An 18,066-nucleotide genomic window follows, 5' to 3' on the forward strand; every position below is an offset into this window, starting at 1 on the left:
CTTTTCCCGTCTTCCCGTCTGAGGCACGTCGTTCCCCGAGCCGCAGGAGGCTGACAGGTGTCCAGCGCAGCCGAGCAGGAGGCGGTGGCCGGGAAGCCGGCCGCCGAGGACGGGCAGCCCGCCGTCGTGGTCAACGGCGCGCGGCGTGCCGCGCCGCCGCCCGCCGTGCCGGCCTGGCCGGGCACCCCGGTGCCGCTGGGCGCCCGGTTCCGGACCGGGCCGGGCCAGGTGGCGGGGACCAATTTCGCGCTGTGGGCGGGCGGGGCGGAGGGAGTGGAGCTCTGCCTGTTCGACGAACGGGGGGTGGAGAGCCGGGTACGGCTGACCGAGCTGACGCACGAGATCTGGCACGGCTTCGTGCCGGGCGTGGGGCCCGGGCAGCGGTACGGCTTCCGGGTGCGGGGCCGCTGGGACCCGTGGACCGGCGCCCGCTGGAACCCGGCGAAGCTGCTGCTCGACCCCTACGCGCGCGCGGTCGACGGCGACTTCGCGCTGCCGCCCCAGGTGTACGGGCATGTGCGGGACTGGCCCGAGCAGCATGTGGCGGACACCGTGCGCGACGACCGGGACTCGGCACCGTACGTCCCGAAGGGCGTCGTCGTCCACGACGGCGGCCCCGACGACGAATGGACGTACGACCGGCGGCCGAAGACCCCGTGGGCGGACTCCGTCATCTACGAGCTCCATGTGCGCGGCTTCACCAAGCTCCACCCGGACATCCCGCCCGAGCTGCGCGGCACGTACGCCGGTCTGGCGCATCCGGCGGCGGTCGAGCACCTGACGCGGCTGGGCGTGACGGCGGTGGAGCTGCTGCCGGTGCACCAGTTCGCGCACGAGAGCCATCTGCTGGAGCGCGGCCTGAAGAACTACTGGGGCTACAACTCGATCGGCTACTTCGCCCCGCACGCCGCCTACGCCGCCTCCGGCACCACCGGCGAGCAGGTCGGCGAGTTCAAACGGATGGTGCGCGCGCTGCACGCGGCGGGCATCGAGGTCATCCTCGACGTGGTCTACAACCACACGGCGGAGGCGGGCGAGCTGGGCCCGACGCTCTCCCTGAAGGGCATCGACAACCGCGGCTACTACCGCCTCCAGTCCGACGCGCGCCGGTACGCCGACTACACCGGCTGCGGCAACACCCTGCACGTCGTCCAGCCGCACGTGCTGCGCCTGATCACCGACTCGCTGCGGTACTGGGTGACGGAGATGGGCGTGGACGGCTTCCGCTTCGACCTGGCGGCGGCGCTGGCCCGCTCCATGCACGACGTCGACATGCTGTCACCGTTCCTCGCGGTGATCGCGCAGGATCCGGTGCTGCGGCGGGTGAAGCTGATCGCCGAGCCGTGGGACGTCGGCTCGGGCGGCTACCAGGTGGGCGCGTTCCCGCCGCTGTGGACGGAGTGGAACGACCGCTACCGCAACTCCGTGCGGGACTTCTGGCGGCACGCGCTGCCGGACGTGCGGGAGATGGGCTACCGGCTGTCGGGCTCCAGCGACCTGTACGCGTGGGGCGGGCGGCGGCCGTACGCCTCGGTCAACTTCGTCACCGCGCACGACGGCTTCACCCTCCGGGACCTGGTGTCGTACGAGCGCAAGCACAACGAGGCCAACGGCGAGGGCAACCGGGACGGCACCGACGACAACCGGTCCTGGAACTGCGGCACCGAGGGAGAGACGGACGACGAGGACGTACGCGCGCTGCGGCGGCGCCAGCTGCGCAACCTGCTGACCACGCTGCTGCTGTCGACCGGCGTGCCGATGCTGGTCGCGGGCGACGAGATGGGCCGCACCCAGCGCGGCAGCAACAACGCCTACTGCCAGGACAACGAGATCAGCTGGGTGGACTGGAGCCTGCTGGACGACCCGGAGTGGAAGCCCCTGTTCGAGCTGACCTCCCGGCTGATCGCGCTGCGCCACCGGCACCCGGTGCTGCGCCGCCGGGCCTTCTTCTCCGGCCGTGCGCACTCCGCGGACGGCCTGCGCGACCTGGCCTGGTTCACCGCCCTGGGCGCGGAGATGACGGAGCGGGACTGGTACGCCCCCGCCGCCACGCTCGGCATGTACCTGTCCGGCCGGGACATTCCGGGCCGCGACGAGCGCGGCGCCCCGATCCTCGACGACAGCTTCCTGGCCGTCCTGCACGCCGGCGACCGGCCGACCGGCTTCGTGCTGCCGGGGGCGCCGTGGGCGGAGCGGTACGAGGTGGTCGTCGACACCAGCCGGGAGCGGCAGGCGGAGGCACCGGGCGGGACGCACCCGGCGGGGACGGAGATCACGGTGCCGGCGCGGGCGGTGCTGCTGTTGCGTGTCGGTCGAGGACCCCGTGCGGGGTCCTAGCCTAGGATGCCCCGGTCGTAGCCCACCGCCACCGCCGCCGCGCGGTCGTTGACACCGAGCTTGGCGTAGAGGTGGGTGAGGTGGGTCTTCACGGTCGCCTCGCTGATGAACAGTTCACGGGCGATCTCCTTGTTGGAGGTGCCCCGCGCGACCAGGGCGAGCACCTCGCGCTCACGGGCGGACAGGGGTTCGCCGCCGGGCGCCCTGGGGGTGCGGACCGCGGAGACCAGTCGGGTGGCGACGGCCGGGGAGAGGACGGTGCGTCCCTCGGCCGCCGCGCGGACCGCGGTGAACAGCTCGTCGCGGGGCGCGTCCTTGAGGAGGTAGCCGGTCGCGCCGGCCTCGATCGCGGGCAGCGTGTCGGAGTCGGTGTCGTACGTGGTCAGCACGAGGACCTGGGCGCGGGCGCCGCGCCGGGCCAGTTCGCGGATGGCGTCCACGCCCGAGCCGCCCGGCATCCGCAGGTCCATGAGGATCACGTCCGGGTCGAGTGCGGCGGCCCGCTCCAGCGCCTCGACGCCGTTCGCGGCCTCGCCGAGGACGCGGAAGCCGGGCGCGGACTCGAACATGCCGCGCAGGCCGTCGCGTACGACGGGGTGGTCGTCGACGATGAGGAGGGAGATCACGGCGTCATCGGTCATGGCGGACCAACGGTACGCGAGCCGAGACGGCCGTGCCCTGGCCGGGTTCCGCCTCGACGGTGAGCGAACCGGCGATGCGCTCGGCGCGGGCCCGCATGCCGTCGAGGCCGAAGCCGCCGGCGCGGGTGCGTGCGGAGAGGGCGAGCGGATCGAAGCCCCGGCCGTCGTCGCGGATGTCGAGGGTGACCTCGTCGCCCATGTAGGAGAGGGTGACGCCGACCCGGCCTGCGGCGGCGTGCCGGGCGGTGTTGGACAGCGCCTCCTGGGCTATGCGCAGGAGGGTGGCCGCCACCTCGTCGTGGAGCTGCTCGGCGGTGCCGGTGACGGTGAAGCGGGCCTGGACGCCCGCGCGCTCGCCCCACTCCGTCACCGTCTTCTTCAGCGCGTCCGGCAGCCCGTCGTCGGCCAGGGCGACCGGGGAGAGGTTGTGCACGGAGCGGCGGGCCTCACCGAGGCTGTGCCGGGCCAGGGCGAGGGCCCGGTCCGTGTGCGCGCGTGCCAGGTCCGCGTCCGGCGTGTTCGCGACGACCTGGAGCTGGGCGATGATGCCGGTCAGGCCCTGCGCGAGGGTGTCGTGGATCTCCGCGGCCAGCCGGCGGCGCTCGTCGGCGACCCCGGCTTCCCGGGCCTGGACGAGGAGCTGGGCGTGCAGGGCGGCGTTCTCGTCGAGGGCCTGCTGCAACGCGGTGTTGGTGCGCTCCAGTTCGGTGATGGTCTTCAGCCGTGCCTGACCGCGGGCCTCCTCCAGGTCGGCGAAGTGGCCGAACAGGAGGACCAGCACGCTGTTGGCCGCGAGGAGGGCACCGAAGAGCACCCAGCCCAGTTCCTCGCTCGGCGGCATTCCGCCGGACTGGGAACCCGCCAGGGTCACGGCGGTGGCGAACAGGCCGGCCTTGCGCAGGTGGCGCGGAAGCAGGCGCTCGGTGCTGAAGTAGCCGAGGACCGCGTAGAACGCGAACAACGGGTTCGCCCAGGTGAGGGCGAACCCGATCGCCCAGCGGAGGAAGTAGTGCCGCACGCCCGCCGTGGACGGTCCGGGACGGGTACGCACCACCCTGTTCCACCGCAGCTCGAGAACGACGGCGGCGACGATCAGGACGCCGCATGCCCATCGCTCACGGGTGCTCATGCCGAGCGGGTCGGCGGCCGCCCAGGCGATCAGGGTGCTCAGTACCAGGAGTCCGTACGGCCCCCAGCGGTCGAACACCTCCCACCGCTCGTCGAGCACCGTGGTCTCCGTCATGGCGTCATTGTCGGCCACACCCGCGCACCCGCTCCACGTGCTCATTCCCAGCGGAACCAGCGCGAGGCCGCCGCGGTGAGCAGCACCGTCCAGACCGCGAGCACCCCGAGGTGGCTCCAGTCCGGCCAGTCGCCCGCCGCGGCGTCGTTCAGGGCCTGCGCGGCGGCGCCGAACGGGGTCCAGCCGACGATGTCGGCCAGCAGGTCCGGCATGGCCTCCACCGGCAGCCACACGCCCGCGCAGAACATGGTGGGGAAGAGCGCGGTCGACCCGATCGCGGTGGCGATCTTCGTCGTGCGGGACAGGGCGGCGAGCAGGGCCCCCAGCGCGAGGGAGGCGAACAGGGCGAGCAGCAGGGCGAGGAGGTAGCCGAGCGGCTGCCCCGGCAGCGACACGTCGAAGGCGAGCCGGCCGACCGCGAGGGCGACCAGGGAGGACAGCAGCGCGGCAGCGCCGAGCACCAGCATCTGCGCCGTCAGCAGGGCGGAGGGACGTACCGGCGTGGTGGACATCCGGCGCAGGATGCCGTTCTCCCGGTAGCCGGCGATCGTCGGCGGCATGCCCTGCAGCCCGCCGACGATCAGCCCGAGGAGGACGGCCACCGGCACATAGGCGTCGACCGGCCGCAGGCCGCCGAGGTTCGGGTCGGCCTCGCGGAAGGACGGGATGGAACCCAGGATGACCAGGAGCAGGGTGGGGAAGAGCAGGATCCAGAAGACGCCGCCCGGTTCGCGCCCGAAGAGACGGATCTCGGCCTTCAGTACGGCGGTGTCGAGGATGTCGGTGCTCATGCCGTGGCCTCCGTGAGGTCCAGGAAGGCGTCGTCCAGCGTGGCGTCGGTGACGCGCAGCTGGTGGGCCGTGACGCGGGTGCGGGCGAGGAGGGTGATGACGGCGTTGACCGTCTCGTCGGTGCCGGACAGGGTGACGCGGCCGTCCTTGTGGTCGACCGAGGCGAGCTCCGGCAGCGCGTTGAGGTCGTGGTCGTCCAGCGGGGCGGACGGCGTGAAGCTGATGACGGTGGCGCCCGCCGACCGCCGGATCAGCCCGGCCGGGGTGTCCAGGGCGGCCACCCGCCCCTTGTCGATCACCGCGATGCGGTCGCAGAGGCGCTGCGCCTCCTCCATGAAGTGGGTGACCAGCAGGACGGTGACGCCGCCGGCACGGATGTCCTCGATGAGCTGCCAGGTGTCGCGCCGGGCGCGCGGGTCGAGGCCGGTCGTCAGCTCGTCCAGCACCACGATCCGCGGGTCGCCGATCAGGGCGAGCGCGATGGACAGGCGCTGCTTCTGGCCGCCGGAGAGCTTGGCGAACCGGGTGTTCAGCTTCGGGGTGAGACCGAGGCGTTCGGCGAGCGGGCGCCAGTCGACGGGGGCAGGGTAGAAGGCGGCGTACAGCTCCAGGGCCTCGCGGACGGTGAGTTTGGGCTGGAGCGCGCTCTGCTGGAGCTGGGCGCCCAGGACCCGGGTGACCTCATCGTGGTCGGCGACGGGGTCGAGGCCGGTGACGCGGACGCGGCCCGCGTCGGGGACGCGCAGACCCTCGACGCACTCGACGGTGGTGGTCTTGCCGGCGCCGTTCGGGCCGAGGATCCCGAAGATCTCGCCCTCCTCGACGGCGAACGACACACCGTCGACGGCGGGGTGATCGCCGTAGGACTTGCGCAGGTCGGTGACTTCGATGACGGGCATGGCACCAGCGTCCCGGGACGCGGGCGTGCGGCACATCGGCCGTCGCGCTCGAAGGCGCATCAGCCGATCGGTCGATGCCCCCGTACGACCCCGGTGAGCCAGAAAACCCGGTGGGCAGTGTCAGTGGCGAACCGTAGTCTCGCTGCTGATGCCCACGACACCTGCACCCACCGAGGACCTCGCTCCGGATCCCGCCGGAGGCCGTTCCACCGTGCGCGCACTTCTGCGGCTGTGGCCCTACGTGCGGCCCGTGCGGGGCCGGTTGGGGGCCGCCGCGTGCGTGGGGACCCTCGCCTCCTGCGTGGGGCTGGTGATCCCGCTCGTCCTGAAGTGGATGGTGGACGGGCCGGTCGCCGACCGCGATCCGGCCGGCGTGTGGCTCGGGGCGCTGTACCTGCTGCTCCTCGGGCTGGCGGAGGCGCTGCTGTTCGGGCTGCGGCGGTGGCTGGTGGCCCGGCCGCTGGCCGGGGTCGAGGCGGGGATGCGGGCGGACCTGTACCGGCACCTGCAGCGGCTGCCGGTGGCCTTCCACGACCGGTGGGCCTCGGGTCAGTTGCTGTCGCGCGGGACGACCGACCTGATGCTGCTGCGCATGTTCCTCGCCTTCCCGTTGACTTTCCTGCTGGTCAACGGAGTGACGATCCTGGTCGGCGTGGGCATCATGCTGGTGCAGGACTGGACGCTGGGGCTGGTGATCCTGGGACCCGCCATTCCCGTGATGATCACGTGCGGAATCTTCGAGAAGAAGTACTCCGCGGTGGCGCGGCGCGCGCAGGACCAGGTCGGGGATCTGACGACCGTGGTCGAGGAGAGCGTGCTCGGCGTCCGGATCATCAAGGGCTTCGGCCGGCACCGCAGCCAGGCGCGGGCCTTCCACGAGCTGTCGCACACGCTGCGGGGGACGGAGCTGCGCAAGGCGCGGCTGCTGGCGGCCATCTGGGCGGTCATCGTGACACTGCCGGAGCTGGCGATCGGGGCGGCCCTGGTGGTGGGCACGGTGCAGGTGGCGGACGGGTCGCTGTCGGCGGGGACGCTGGTGGCGTTCCTGTCCACGGCGCTGGCGCTGCGGTGGCCCGTCGAGTCGATCGGCTTCCTGCTGGCGATGAGTCAGGAGGCGGCCACGGCCACGGACCGGTACTTCGAGGTGATGGACGCGGAGGTCGAGACCGGGGTGGCCGCGCCGTCCCGTGTCGGTACCGGCACCCGCGCCGGTGTCGGTCACGGCACCCGCGCCGGTACCGGTACCGGCGCCCGTCACGGTGGTGGCCTGCGGTTCGAGAACGTCAGCTTCCGGTATCCCGACGCGCCCCCCGGCTCCCCGCCCCTCCTCGACCGCGTCGACCTGCACATCCGCCCCGGCGAGTCGATGGCACTGGTCGGAGCCACCGGCAGCGGGAAGACGACGCTCACCGCGCTCGTCCCCCGCCTGCACGAGGTGACCTCCGGGCGGATCACGCTGGACGGCGAGGACATCACCGCCCTGCCCCGCGAGGAGCTGCGCTCCATGGTCGCCGTGGCCTTCGAGGAGCCCACGCTCTTCTCGGCGACCGTCGGCGAGAACGTACTGATGGGGGCCGGTGAACGCGCCGGCGACGAGGAGCTGGGGCGGGCGCTCGCCGTCGCGCAGGCCGACTTCGTGCACGCCCTCCCCCAGGGCACCGGCACCCAGGTCGGCGAGCAGGGCCTCAGCCTCTCCGGCGGCCAGCGGCAGCGTCTCGCGCTCGCCCGGGCGGTGGTCGGCGGGCCGAGGTTCCTCGTCCTGGACGACCCGCTGTCCGCGCTGGACGTGCACACGGAAGCCGCCGTGGAGGCCGCGCTGCGGCAGGTCCTCGCGGACACGACCGCGCTGATCGTGGCTCACCGCCCCTCCACGGTCCTGCTGGCCGACCGCGTGGCGCTGCTCTCGGGCGGCCGTGTCGCCGCCGTCGGCACCCACCAGGAACTGCTGCGCACCAACGCCGAGTACGCCCATCTGATGTCCGGGCACGACCGGCCCGGGGAATCCGGGGACGACTTGCGGGAAGGAGACGGCCGATGACCGCGCCCACGGCCACCGCGCCGGACCGGGAGCGACCGGAGGACGGCGACCCGGCGGCCGGGTCCGGCAGCCGCACGGCCGACGACGTCTTCGACCGGGACGTCCTGCCCAGCCCGCCGGGCGCGACCGGCGCCCTGCTGCGCTCCCTGCTGGCGCCCATGAAGGCCCGCGTCGCCCTCACCACGTTCCTCCTGCTGCTCCAGCAGGCGGTGGTGCAGGCGGGCCCGTTGCTGGTCGCGTACGCCATCGACCACGCCGTACCGGCGCTGCGGGACGACGCCCACGGTCCGCTGATCGCGGTCGGCGCCGGCTACCTGCTCTGCTCACTGGGCGCGGGCGGGCTGCAGTACGCGTTCATCGCCACCGCGGCCCGCGTCAGCCAGGACGTGCTGCTGGACCTGCGCGGCCGGATCTTCCGCCACGCCCAGGCGCTCAGCGTCGACTTCCACGAGCGCTACACCTCGGGCCGGCTCATCTCCCGCTCCACCACGGACGTGGAGTCGCTGCGCGAACTGCTCGACGAGGGCCTGCAGGAGCTGGTGACGGTCATCCTCTCCTTCGTCTACATCTCGGTGCTGCTGCTCTGGCTGGACCTGGGGCTCGGCGCGGTCGCGGTGGCCTCGTTCGTGCCGCTGTACGGGCTGGTGCGGCTGTACCGGCGGCGCGCGGGGCGGGTGTACCGGCAGCGGTCCACGGCGATCGCGGCGGTGATCGTGAAGTTCGTGGAGACGATGAACGGCATCCGGCCGGTGCGCGCCTTCCGCCGCGAGGCCGCCAACGACGCCGACTTCGCCGTACTGAACCGGCGCCACGAGCGGACGAACGGCGACGCGCTGCTGGAGATGGCCCGTTACGTCGTCGGATCGCGGCTGGTCGCCAACACGGCCGTCGCGGGCATCGTGCTGTGGGGCGCCTACCGGGTCGCGGACGGCACGCTGGCGCTCGGCGTGCTGGCGGCGGCCGTGCTGTACCTGCGCCGGCTGTACGACCCGATCGACCGGCTCGGCATGTTCCTGAACTCCTACCAGTCGGCGGCGGCCTCGCTGGAGAAGATCGCCGGGCTGCTGGCGCAGACGCCGTCGGTGCCGGAGCCGGCCGCACCGAAGGAGCTGCCGCCCCTGGAGTCGGAGCACCCGGGCCGCGAGGTCGTCTTCGACTCGGTCCGCTTCGGCTACCGCACCGGCGGCGAGGTGCTGCCCCGCTTCGACCTGACGATCCCGGCCGGGCAGACCGTCGCCGTGGTCGGCTCGACGGGTGCCGGCAAGTCGACGCTGGCCAAGCTGCTCGCCCGGTTCTACGACGCCTCCGACGGCCGGGTCCTGCTGGACGGCACCGACCTGCGCGACCTGGCCGTGCCCGAACTGCGGCGCGGGGTGGTGATGGTGACGCAGGAGGCGTTCCTGTTCTCCGGCACGGTCGCCGAGAACATCGCCATCGGCCGTCCGGAGGCGACGCGGGAGGAGATCGAGCGGGCCGCGAAGGCGATCGGCGCCCACGACTTCATCGCCGCGCTGCCCGACGGCTACGACACCGACGTCCGCAAGCGCGGCGGCCGGATCTCCGCCGGGCAGCGGCAGCTCGTGGCGTTCGCCCGCGCGTTGCTCGCGGACCCGGCGGTGCTGATCCTGGACGAGGCGACCAGCTCGCTGGACGTCCCCGGTGAGCGGGCGGTGCAGCGGGCGATGGCGACGGTGCTGAAGGGCCGTACGGCGGTGGTGATCGCGCACCGGCTGTCCACCGTGGAGATCGCCGACCGGGTGCTGGTGATGGAGGACGGCCGCATCCTCGAGGACGGAGCGCCGGCCGATCTGATCGCCGGGCAGGGCCGGTTCGCGGATCTGCACCGGGCGTGGCGGGACAGTCTGGCGTGAGGGCGGGTCTTCGGGGGAGGGCGGCGGTGGTCGACGCGTACGAGGATCCGGGCCCGCCGGACCGCCGGGGCGGCTGGCGGTACCTGTCGTGGCTGGTGCGCCGGCAGTGGCCGCGCTGTCTGGCGGGGGCGGTGCTGGCCAGTGTCTGGATGGTGCTGCTGGCGGCGACGCCGTACCTGATGGCGGCACCGCCGACGTGACCACGGTCGGCACGACGCTGCGCGACGCGGGACCGGAGCTGCTGATCAACTCCGTGCAGGCGCTGTTCCTGGCCGCCGCCGTGTTCGTGCTCGACCCGCTGCTCGGCCTGGTCGGCGTGCTGGGGCTGACGCCGGTCTGGTTCGCGCTGCGCTGGTACCTGCGCCGGGCCAGGGCCGGCTATCTCGCCGAGGGCGCGGCCAACTCGGAGGTCGCCGAGAGCCTGACGGCCACGGTCGCCGGGGCCCGCACGGTGGAGGCTTTCCGGCTGGCCGGCCGGCGGGTCACGGCGAACCGGCGGGCGCTGGAGGAGTCGCGGCGCACCCGTTTCCACACGCTGTACCTGCGCAGCGTGTTCTTCCCGGCGGTGGAGATCTCGTACGTGGTCCCCGTGGCGGGCGTGCTGCTGATCGGCGGTGTCCTGCACACGCACGGGTCGGTGAGCCTGGGGGCTGTGGTGTCGTGCGCCGTGTACCTCCAGCAGCTGGCGGGGCCGCTCGACGAGGTGCTGATGCGGATCGAGCAGCTCCAGTCGGGCGGTGCCTCCTTCGCCCGGGTGGAGGGGCTGGCACGTGCTCCGCGGGTGACGACCGACGACTCGCCGGTGCCGGCGGACGACCGGATCGACGTGTCCGGGGTGCGGTACGCCTACGACCGGGGCGGCGAGGTGCTGCGCGGGGTGGACCTGACGGTGCGGCCGGGTGAGCGGCTGGCGGTCGTCGGGCCGTCCGGGGCCGGGAAGACCACGCTGAGCCGGCTGCTGGCGGGCGTGGACGCGCCGACCGAGGGCTCGGTGACGGTGGGCGGGGTACCGGTGGTCACCCTGGGGCCGGAGCGGCTGCGCCGCCAGGTCGTGCTGGTCACCCAGGAGCACCACGTCTTCCTCGGCACCGTCCGCGACAATCTCCTCATCGCCGAACCGGCGGCCACGGACGAGCGGTTGTGGTCGGCCCTGGCCGCCGTGGGCGCCGAGCGGTGGGTACGGGAACTGCCCGACGGCCTCGGCGCCGAACTGGGCGCCGCCGGTCACCGCACGGACGGCTCGCAGGCCCAGCAGCTCGCCCTGGCCCGCGTGGTGCCGGCCGACCCGCACACGCTGATCCTGGACGAGGCCACCGCCCTGCTGGACCCGACGACGGCCCGGCACACCGAGCGCGCCCTGGCCGCCGTACTGGAGGGCCGCACGGTCATCGCCATCGCCCACCGCCTGCACACCGCGCACGACGCCGACCGGGTGGCCGTGATGGAGGACGGCCGGATCACCGAACTCGGCACGCACGACGAGCTGGTCGCGGCCGGCGGGGCGTACGCGGCGCTGTGGGGGTCCTGGCACGGGGAGCCGGCGCCGGGGACGGTCGCCGACTGAGGGGGCGGCCTGGCTACCCACGGCTGACCACGGGTCCCGGAGGTCGCGGCCGGCCGGCTGCCGAGGCCGGGTTCCACCGCCCCGAAGCGTCCCTTCCGTATATCGAACGTGAACGCCCGGACAACGAACGATTTCCGGCCAAGTTCCTGACGCGCTCCTGACAGAAGACGCGATCTCCTGCCACTCTTCCCACGGCCGCTCCACAGCGCCCCCACAGCTTCGCCCACCAGCGCTGTGCCGCGGCCAGCTCCTAGCACGTGGTTTCTGCGTACCGAACCAGTACCGCCCGGCCGGCCCACCCGTCGGCCGGTCTCCCCTGGCCGCGCGACCCGCGGCCACGCAGAAGGAGTCAGTGTTGAGCAGCAGCACTCCCCACAGACGCACCTCCCACACCGCGTCCCGCACCACCGCGTCCCGCACCACCCACCGCCGCGCCGCCGCCGTCGCCCTGGCCGGTGTCGCCGCGCTGATCGCCACGGCGGTCCAGTCCGGCGCCGCCACCGCGGCGCCCGGTCCGGCCTCCGCTCCGGGCGCCGAGTCCGTCAAGCTCACCCCCGCCCAGCGCGCCGAGCTGATACGCGACGCCGACGCCGCCAAGGCCGAGACCGCCGACAAGCTGGGTCTGGGCGCCAAGGAGAAGCTGGTCGTCCGCGACGTGCTCAAGGACCGCGACGGCACCGTGCACACCCGCTACGAGCGCACCTACGACGGCCTGCCCGTCCTCGGCGGCGACCTGGTCGTCACCACCGACGCCGGGAAGACCGAGCGGGTCGTGAAGGCCACGTCCAAGGCGATCGCGCCGGCCACGGTGACGCCGAGGATCACCGCCGCGAAGGCCGAGACGCAGGCCGTGTCCGCGGCGAAGGCCGCCGGCGCCGAGGCACCGGACGCCGAGCGCGCCCCGCGCAAGGTGATCTGGGCGGCGAACGGCACCCCGGTCCTGGCGTACGAGACGGTCGTGGGCGGCCTCCAGGAGGACGGCACCCCGAACGAGCTGCACGTGGTCACCGACGCCGCCACCGGCGCCAAGCTCCACGAGTACCAGGCCGTCCACAACGGCACCGGCAACACCCTGTACAGCGGCACGGTGACGCTGGGCACCGCGCGGTCCGGGTCGTCGTACACGCTGACCGACACCGCGCGCGGCAACCACAAGACGTACAACCTCAACCGGGGCACCTCCGGCACCGGCACGCTCTTCTCCGGCTCCGACGACGTGTGGGGCAACGGAGCCGCGTCCAACGCCGAGACGGCCGCCGCCGACGCCCACTACGGGGCCGCACTGACCTGGGACTACTACAAGAACGTCCAGGGCCGCTCCGGGATCCGCGGCGACGGCGTGGGCGCCTACTCCCGCGTCCACTACGGCAACAACTACGTCAACGCCTTCTGGTCGGACGGCTGCTTCTGCATGACGTACGGCGACGGCGCCGGCAACGCCAACCCGCTGACCTCCATCGACGTGGCCGCGCACGAGATGACGCACGGCCTCACCTCCAATACCGCGGGCCTCAACTACAGCGGCGAGTCCGGCGGGCTGAACGAGGCCACCTCCGACATCTTCGGCGCGGCCGTCGAGTTCTACGCGGACAACTCCTCCGACGTCGGTGACTACCTCATCGGCGAGGAGATCGACATCAACGGCGACGGCACCCCGCTGCGCTACATGGACAAGCCCAGCAGGGACGGCGCGTCCAAGGACTACTGGTACTCGGGGATCGGCAACGTCGACGTCCACTACTCGTCCGGCCCGGCCAACCACTTCTTCTACCTGCTGAGCGAGGGCAGCGGCACCAAGACCATCAACGGTGTCAGCTACGACTCGCCCACCTCGGACGGCCTCCCGGTCACCGGCATCGGCCGCGCCAAGGCGGAGAAGATCTGGTTCCGCGCGCTGACCACCAAGTTCACGTCGACCACCAACTACGCGGGCGCCCGCACCGGCACCCTCGCCGCCGCCGGTGAGCTCTACGGCACCGACAGCGCCGAGTACACGGCGGTCCAGCACGCGTGGGCGGGCATCAACGTCGGTGCGCGCCCCGGTGACGGCGGTGGCGGCGACGGCTCGACCTACGAGAGCACCGCCGACGTGAACATCCCCGACTACGGGTCGGCGGTGACCTCCTCGCTCACGGTCTCCGGCCGCACCGGCAACGCGCCGAGCGACCTCCGGGTGGGCGTGGACATCGTGCACAGCTGGCGCGGTGACCTGCGGATCGACCTGGTCGCGCCGGACGGGACGACGTACCGCCTGAAGAACAGCGGCTACGACCCGGCCGAGGACGTGCACGAGACCTACACGGTCAACGCCTCCTCCGAACCGGCGAACGGCACCTGGAAGCTGCGCGTCCAGGACGTGGGCCGGCAGGACACCGGCTACATCGACGCCTGGCGCCTCACCTTCCCGTAGGCCCGCGGCCCGCATCGCGGTGACGGCCGGACGGCGGCACCCGGAACCCACGGTTCCAGGGTGCCGCCCTACTCTTGGTGCCCATGTCCTTCACGTACGACGACGTCGGCGCCACCCGCGAGCAGGACCACTGCCCGCCCGGCTTCCGCCCCCTGCACGTACGCACCCGCCTCGGTGAGGGCGAACCGGTGTTCCGACGCGCGGTCGAGGCCGTGCTGACCTGGGAGATGCACCGGGAGATGGGCGTCGGCATCGACGCGAGCGCGGAGCGCGCCGCGCCCGGCGTCGACGTCACCGTCACCCTCGCCGGGATGATCAAGGCGCCCTGCCGGATCGTCTGGACGCTGGACGAACCCCGCCGGGCCGGCTGGGCCTACGGCACGCTGCCCGGCCATCCCGAGTGCGGTGAGGAGGCCTTCGTGGTCGACCGTACGGGCGACGGCACGGTCTGGCTGACCGTGACCGCCTTCAGCCGCCCCGCCAAGTGGTACGCCAAGGCCGGCGGACCGGCCACCCGTGCCTTCCAGCACGCCTACGCCCGCCGCTGCGGCAGCGTCCTGCGGCGGTTGAGCGGCGGCGGCGAGGAGGACTGAGCCCGACCCACTGGACCCGTCCCGCTGGACCCGACCCACTGAGCCCGACCCACCGAGCCCGCCCCGCGCCGCTCCGGTGCTCACCGCATCAGCAGCCCCGCCGCCTGAACCAGCTCGTCCGACGGCACCGCGACCAGCCCCGCCTCCGCGCCGGACGCCAGCAACCGGTGCGCGGGCAGGACGCGGACCGTGTAGCCGAACGGGCCGGTGCGGTCCAGGGCGAGCGGGCCCTCGTACAGCCAGCGGCCCTCCAGGTCGGGGCCGCCCACCGGTTTCAGCGGCACCGTCGCCGCGTCGGTGATGCGGTCCTCGGAGTCCACCCGGCCGGAGACCGCCTGCACCTCGACGTCGTCCGGGGCGAGATCGCCGAGGTTCACCCGCACCCGCAGCCCCAGCGTCGAGCCCAGCTCCGCCGTGGCGGTGGCGGCGGACGTCTCCACGTGGTCGACGCTCACCCCGGGCCAGGCCGCCCGCACCCGGGTCTTCCACTCGGCCAGCGCACGGGCGGAGTCCGGGTCCATCGCGCGGTGCGCCTCGGCCGCCGGGGTGTAGAGGCGTTCGACGTACTCGCGGACCATGCGGCCGGCCAGCACCTTCGGCCCCAGCAGGCTCAGGGTCCGGCGGACCATCTCGATCCACCGGTCGGGCAGCCCGCTCGCGCCCCGCTCGTAGAAGCGGGGGGTGATCCGCTGCTCCAGCAGGTCGTAGAGGGCGTTGGCCTCTATGGCGTCGCGCCGGTCCGGGTCGGTGCCCGCGCCGTCGGCGGTGGGGATCGCCCAGCCGAAGTCCGGCTGGAACCACTCGTCCCACCAGCCGTCGAGCACCGACAGGTTGAGGCAGCCGTTGAGCGCCGCCTTCATGCCGCTGGTCCCGCACGCCTCCAGGGGGCGCAGGGGGTTGTTCAGCCAGATGTCGCAGCCCGGGTAGAGCTTCTGCGCCATCGCCATGCCGTAGTCCGGCAGGAACACGATCCGGTGCCGCACCCGCGGGTCGTCCGCGAACCGCACCAGCTCCTGCACCAGCCGCTTGCCGCCGTCGTCCGCCGGGTGCGCCTTGCCCGCGACGACGATCTGGACCGGCCGCTCGGGGTGCAGCAGGAGGTCCGTCAGGCGGTCGCGGTCGCGCAGCATCAGCGTCAGCCGCTTGTACGACGGGACGCGCCGCGCGAAGCCGATGGTGAGCACGTCGGGGTCGAGGACGTCGTCGATCCAGCCCAGTTCGGCGGCCCCGGCGCCGCGCTGCCGCCAGGAGGCGCGCAGCCGCTCCCGGACCTCGGTGACGAGCTGTTCGCGCAGGGTGCGGCGCAGCTCCCAGATGTCCTGGTCGGGGATGTCGGCGACCGAGTCCCAGCGGTCCGAGTCGCCGACGCTCAGCGCGTCCTCGGCCCGCTGGGCGCCGATCTGCCGGGCGCCGAGCCGGAAGACCTCCGGGGCGACCCAGGTCGGTGCGTGCACTCCGTTGGTGACGGAGGTGATCGGCACCTCGTCGGCGTCGAAGCCGGGCCACAGGCCGGAGAACATCTCCCGGCTGACCCCGCCGTGCAGCAGGGAGACGCCGTTGGCGCGCTGGGCCAGGCGCAGGCCCATCACGGCCATGTTGAAGAGGCCGGGCTCGCCGCCCGGGTAGGTCTCCATGCCGAGCCTCAGGACGCGTTCGACGTCGATGCGCGGGAGCTCGGTGTCGGGGCCGAAGTGCCGGGCGACCAGTTCGCGGTCGAAGCGGTCGATGCCGGCCGGGACGGGGGTGTGCGTGGTGAAGACGGTGCCGGCCCGGACCGCCTCCAGCGCGGGGCCGAACTCCAGCCCTTCGTCGCAGAGTTCGGAGATGCGTTCCAGACCGAGGAACCCGGCGTGGCCCTCGTTGGTGTGGAACACCTCCGGCGCGGCGTGGCCGGTGAGCCGGCAGTACGTCCGTACCGCCCGGACACCTCCTATGCCCAGCAGCATCTCCTGGAGGAGCCGGTGTTCGCTGCCGCCGCCGTAGAGCCGGTCGGTGACGCCGCGTTCGCCGAGGTCGTTCTCCTCGACGTCCGAGTCCAGCATCAGCAGCGGCACCCGGCCGACCTGCGCCAGCCAGATGCGGGCGCGCAGTTCCCGGCCGCCGGGCAGGGCCAGGGCGACGTGGGCGGGGGTGCCGTCGGCCTCCCTGAGGAGGGCCAGGGGCAGTTCGTGCGGGTCGAGGACGGGATAGTGCTCCTGCTGCCAGCCGTCCCGGGTCAGGGACTGGCGGAAGTAGCCGTGCCGGTAGAGCAGGCCGACGCCGATGAGCGGCACGCCCAGGTCACTGGCCGCCTTGAGATGGTCGCCGGCCAGGATGCCGAGGCCTCCGGAGTACTGGGGCAGGGCGGCGGTGATGCCGAACTCGGGCGAGAAGTAGGCGACGGCGGCGGGGAGTCGGCCGGGCTGCGCCTGGTACCAGCGGTCGCCGGTCATGTAGTGGTCGAGGTCGTCGGCCACCGCGGTCAGCCGGCGCAGGAAACGCCGGTCCTCGGCCAGCTCCGCGAGGCGTGCGGACCGGACGGTGCCGAGCAGCCGTACCGGGTCGCAGCCGGACGCGGTCCAGCACCCGGGGTCGACGGACTGGAAGAGGTCGCGGGTCTCCGGATGCCAGGACCAGCGCAGGTTCCGGGCCAGATCGCTGAGCGGCCCGAGGGGGTCGGGGAGAACGGGACGGACGGTCAGTCGACGAATCGCCTTCACCCCGACGACGTTACCGGCGCGATGTGTCCCACGCTGGGGCCTTCGCCCTCGGAACTCCGATTCGGCCTGAACGGCGTCGTTGTCGCTCGCCGGACGGGCTAATAACCACCGGCGTGACGATCTCCCGGCGGGGAAGGTGTCCGGTCAGGGTCGTCGCGTGTGTCGACATACGCGTGAGTAGTTAACAAAGTGCCGGATTGCCCACCCGAAGAGTGTGGGAAGGCTCCTGCGGTACGCCCCGCACGCACCCCCCGCAGGACCCACCTCCCCAGAGTCATCCGCCCACCCACGTTGACGCGGACAGGAGCGGTCATGCCCGCCACGCACCACTCGTCAGCACCCCCCGCGACTTCGCCGGCGGCGTCTCAAGCGGCGTCCCCGGCGGCGTCCCCCGCGCCACCCGTCGCGGACGGCGCCAGCGTCGTCGGACGCATCCCCGTCCTGGACGTCCGCCCGGTGGTCCAGCAGGGACGCAGGCCCGCCAAGGCCGTCACCGGCGAGTCCTTCGAGATATCGGCCACCGTGTTCCGCGAGGGACACGACGCGGTCGCCGCCAACGTCGTCCTCAGAGATCCGCGGGGCCGGCCGGGCCCGTGGACCCCCATGCGGGAACTGGCCCCGGGCACCGACCGCTGGGGCGCCACCGTCACCGCCGGTGAGCCCGGACGGTGGTCGTACACCGTGGAGGCGTGGGGCGACCCGGTCACCACCTGGCGGCACCACGCGCGGATCAAGATCCCGGCGGGCCTGGACACCGACCTGGTACTGGAGGAGGGCGCCCGGCTGTACGAGCGCGCCGCCGCGAACGTGCCGGGCGGGGAGGACCGGCGTGAACTGCTCGCCGCCGTCGACGCGCTGCGGGACGAGGGCCGTCCGGCCGCGTCACGGCTGGCGGCGGCGCTGACGCCCCGGGTGGACGCGGTGCTGGCCCGGCACCCGCTGCGGGACCTGGTCACCACCTCCGACCCGCTGCCCCTGCT

The 18,066-nt window shown here is 73.2% G+C and carries 12 protein-coding genes and 1 pseudogene; 8 read left to right on the top strand and 5 right to left on the bottom strand.

What is annotated here, in order from left to right; translation table 11 throughout:
* The first annotated feature begins 57 nt into the window (after positions 1-57).
* Positions 58-2,337, top strand: coding sequence for a glycogen debranching protein GlgX (gene glgX, locus ACZ7G3_RS25250; RefSeq protein ID WP_470928339.1), 2,280 nt, complete (start codon positions 58-60; stop codon positions 2,335-2,337).
* On the opposite strand, the gene ACZ7G3_RS25255 is transcribed toward glgX, so the two are convergent.
* Genes ACZ7G3_RS25255 through ACZ7G3_RS25270 form a run of 4 tightly spaced genes read right to left on the bottom strand, consistent with a single transcriptional unit; the run spans position 2,334 to position 5,911 of the window.
* Positions 2,334-2,978 (bottom strand): response regulator, encoded by a 645-nt coding sequence (locus tag ACZ7G3_RS25255; RefSeq protein ID WP_426524753.1) that lies wholly within the window; start codon positions 2,976-2,978, stop codon positions 2,334-2,336. The genes glgX and ACZ7G3_RS25255 overlap by 4 nt on opposite strands.
* Positions 2,968-4,221: a sensor histidine kinase gene (locus tag ACZ7G3_RS25260; protein ID WP_470928340.1), complete on the bottom strand. Its 1,254-nt coding sequence runs from the start codon at positions 4,219-4,221 to the stop codon at positions 2,968-2,970. The genes ACZ7G3_RS25255 and ACZ7G3_RS25260 overlap by 11 nt, the downstream gene beginning before the upstream one ends.
* Positions 4,222-4,262: 41 nt before the next feature.
* Positions 4,263-5,012, bottom strand: a complete 750-nt coding sequence (locus tag ACZ7G3_RS25265; protein WP_470928341.1) for an ABC transporter permease — start codon at positions 5,010-5,012, stop codon at positions 4,263-4,265.
* On the bottom strand, positions 5,009-5,911 hold the full coding sequence (locus tag ACZ7G3_RS25270; RefSeq protein WP_426600304.1) for an ABC transporter ATP-binding protein: 903 nt from the start codon (positions 5,909-5,911) through the stop codon (positions 5,009-5,011). The genes ACZ7G3_RS25265 and ACZ7G3_RS25270 overlap by 4 nt, the downstream gene beginning before the upstream one ends.
* A 148-nt stretch (positions 5,912-6,059) precedes the next feature.
* On the opposite strand from ACZ7G3_RS25270, the gene ACZ7G3_RS25275 reads away from it, so the two are divergent.
* The 6 genes and pseudogenes from ACZ7G3_RS25275 to ACZ7G3_RS25300 all read left to right on the top strand — a co-directional run bounded on the left by ACZ7G3_RS25275 (position 6,060) and on the right by ACZ7G3_RS25300 (position 14,387).
* Positions 6,060-7,949 carry an ABC transporter ATP-binding protein gene (locus ACZ7G3_RS25275; protein ID WP_470928342.1) on the top strand — a complete coding sequence of 630 codons (1,890 nt, stop codon included), beginning with the start codon at positions 6,060-6,062 and terminating at the stop codon, positions 7,947-7,949.
* The gene (locus ACZ7G3_RS25280; RefSeq protein ID WP_470928343.1) at positions 7,946-9,820 is read left to right on the top strand and encodes an ABC transporter ATP-binding protein; all 1,875 of its coding nucleotides are present in this window, start codon (positions 7,946-7,948) and stop codon (positions 9,818-9,820) included. The genes ACZ7G3_RS25275 and ACZ7G3_RS25280 overlap by 4 nt, the downstream gene beginning before the upstream one ends.
* A 26-nt stretch (positions 9,821-9,846) precedes the next feature.
* Entirely contained in the window at positions 9,847-10,020 is a 174-nt protein-coding gene (locus tag ACZ7G3_RS25285; RefSeq protein ID WP_470928351.1) for a hypothetical protein, read from the top strand.
* Positions 10,002-11,384 (top strand): annotated as a pseudogene (locus ACZ7G3_RS25290) (ABC transporter ATP-binding protein); the annotation flags it as partial. The gene ACZ7G3_RS25285 and the pseudogene ACZ7G3_RS25290, both read left to right, overlap by 19 nt.
* A 355-nt stretch (positions 11,385-11,739) precedes the next feature.
* The gene (locus ACZ7G3_RS25295) at positions 11,740-13,794 is read left to right on the top strand and encodes a M4 family metallopeptidase (protein ID WP_470928344.1); all 2,055 of its coding nucleotides are present in this window, start codon (positions 11,740-11,742) and stop codon (positions 13,792-13,794) included.
* A gap of 83 nt (positions 13,795-13,877) precedes the next feature.
* Positions 13,878-14,387: a DUF1990 domain-containing protein gene (locus ACZ7G3_RS25300; protein WP_470928345.1), complete on the top strand. Its 510-nt coding sequence runs from the start codon at positions 13,878-13,880 to the stop codon at positions 14,385-14,387.
* 80 nt (positions 14,388-14,467) lie between these two features.
* Here ACZ7G3_RS25300 and ACZ7G3_RS25305 read toward each other — a convergent pair whose 3' ends face one another.
* Complete coding sequence (locus ACZ7G3_RS25305) at positions 14,468-17,086, bottom strand: glycosyltransferase family 1 protein (protein WP_470928346.1); 2,619 nt, start codon at positions 17,084-17,086, stop codon at positions 14,468-14,470.
* Between the two features lie 312 nt (positions 17,087-17,398).
* Between ACZ7G3_RS25305 and ACZ7G3_RS25310 the strand changes: the two genes are divergently transcribed.
* Positions 17,399-18,066, top strand: a 668-nt coding sequence (locus ACZ7G3_RS25310; RefSeq protein ID WP_470928347.1) for a maltotransferase domain-containing protein, incomplete at its 3' end; no start/stop codon positions are given.

It is taken from the genome of Streptomyces sp. NPDC037271, assembly GCF_055603605.1.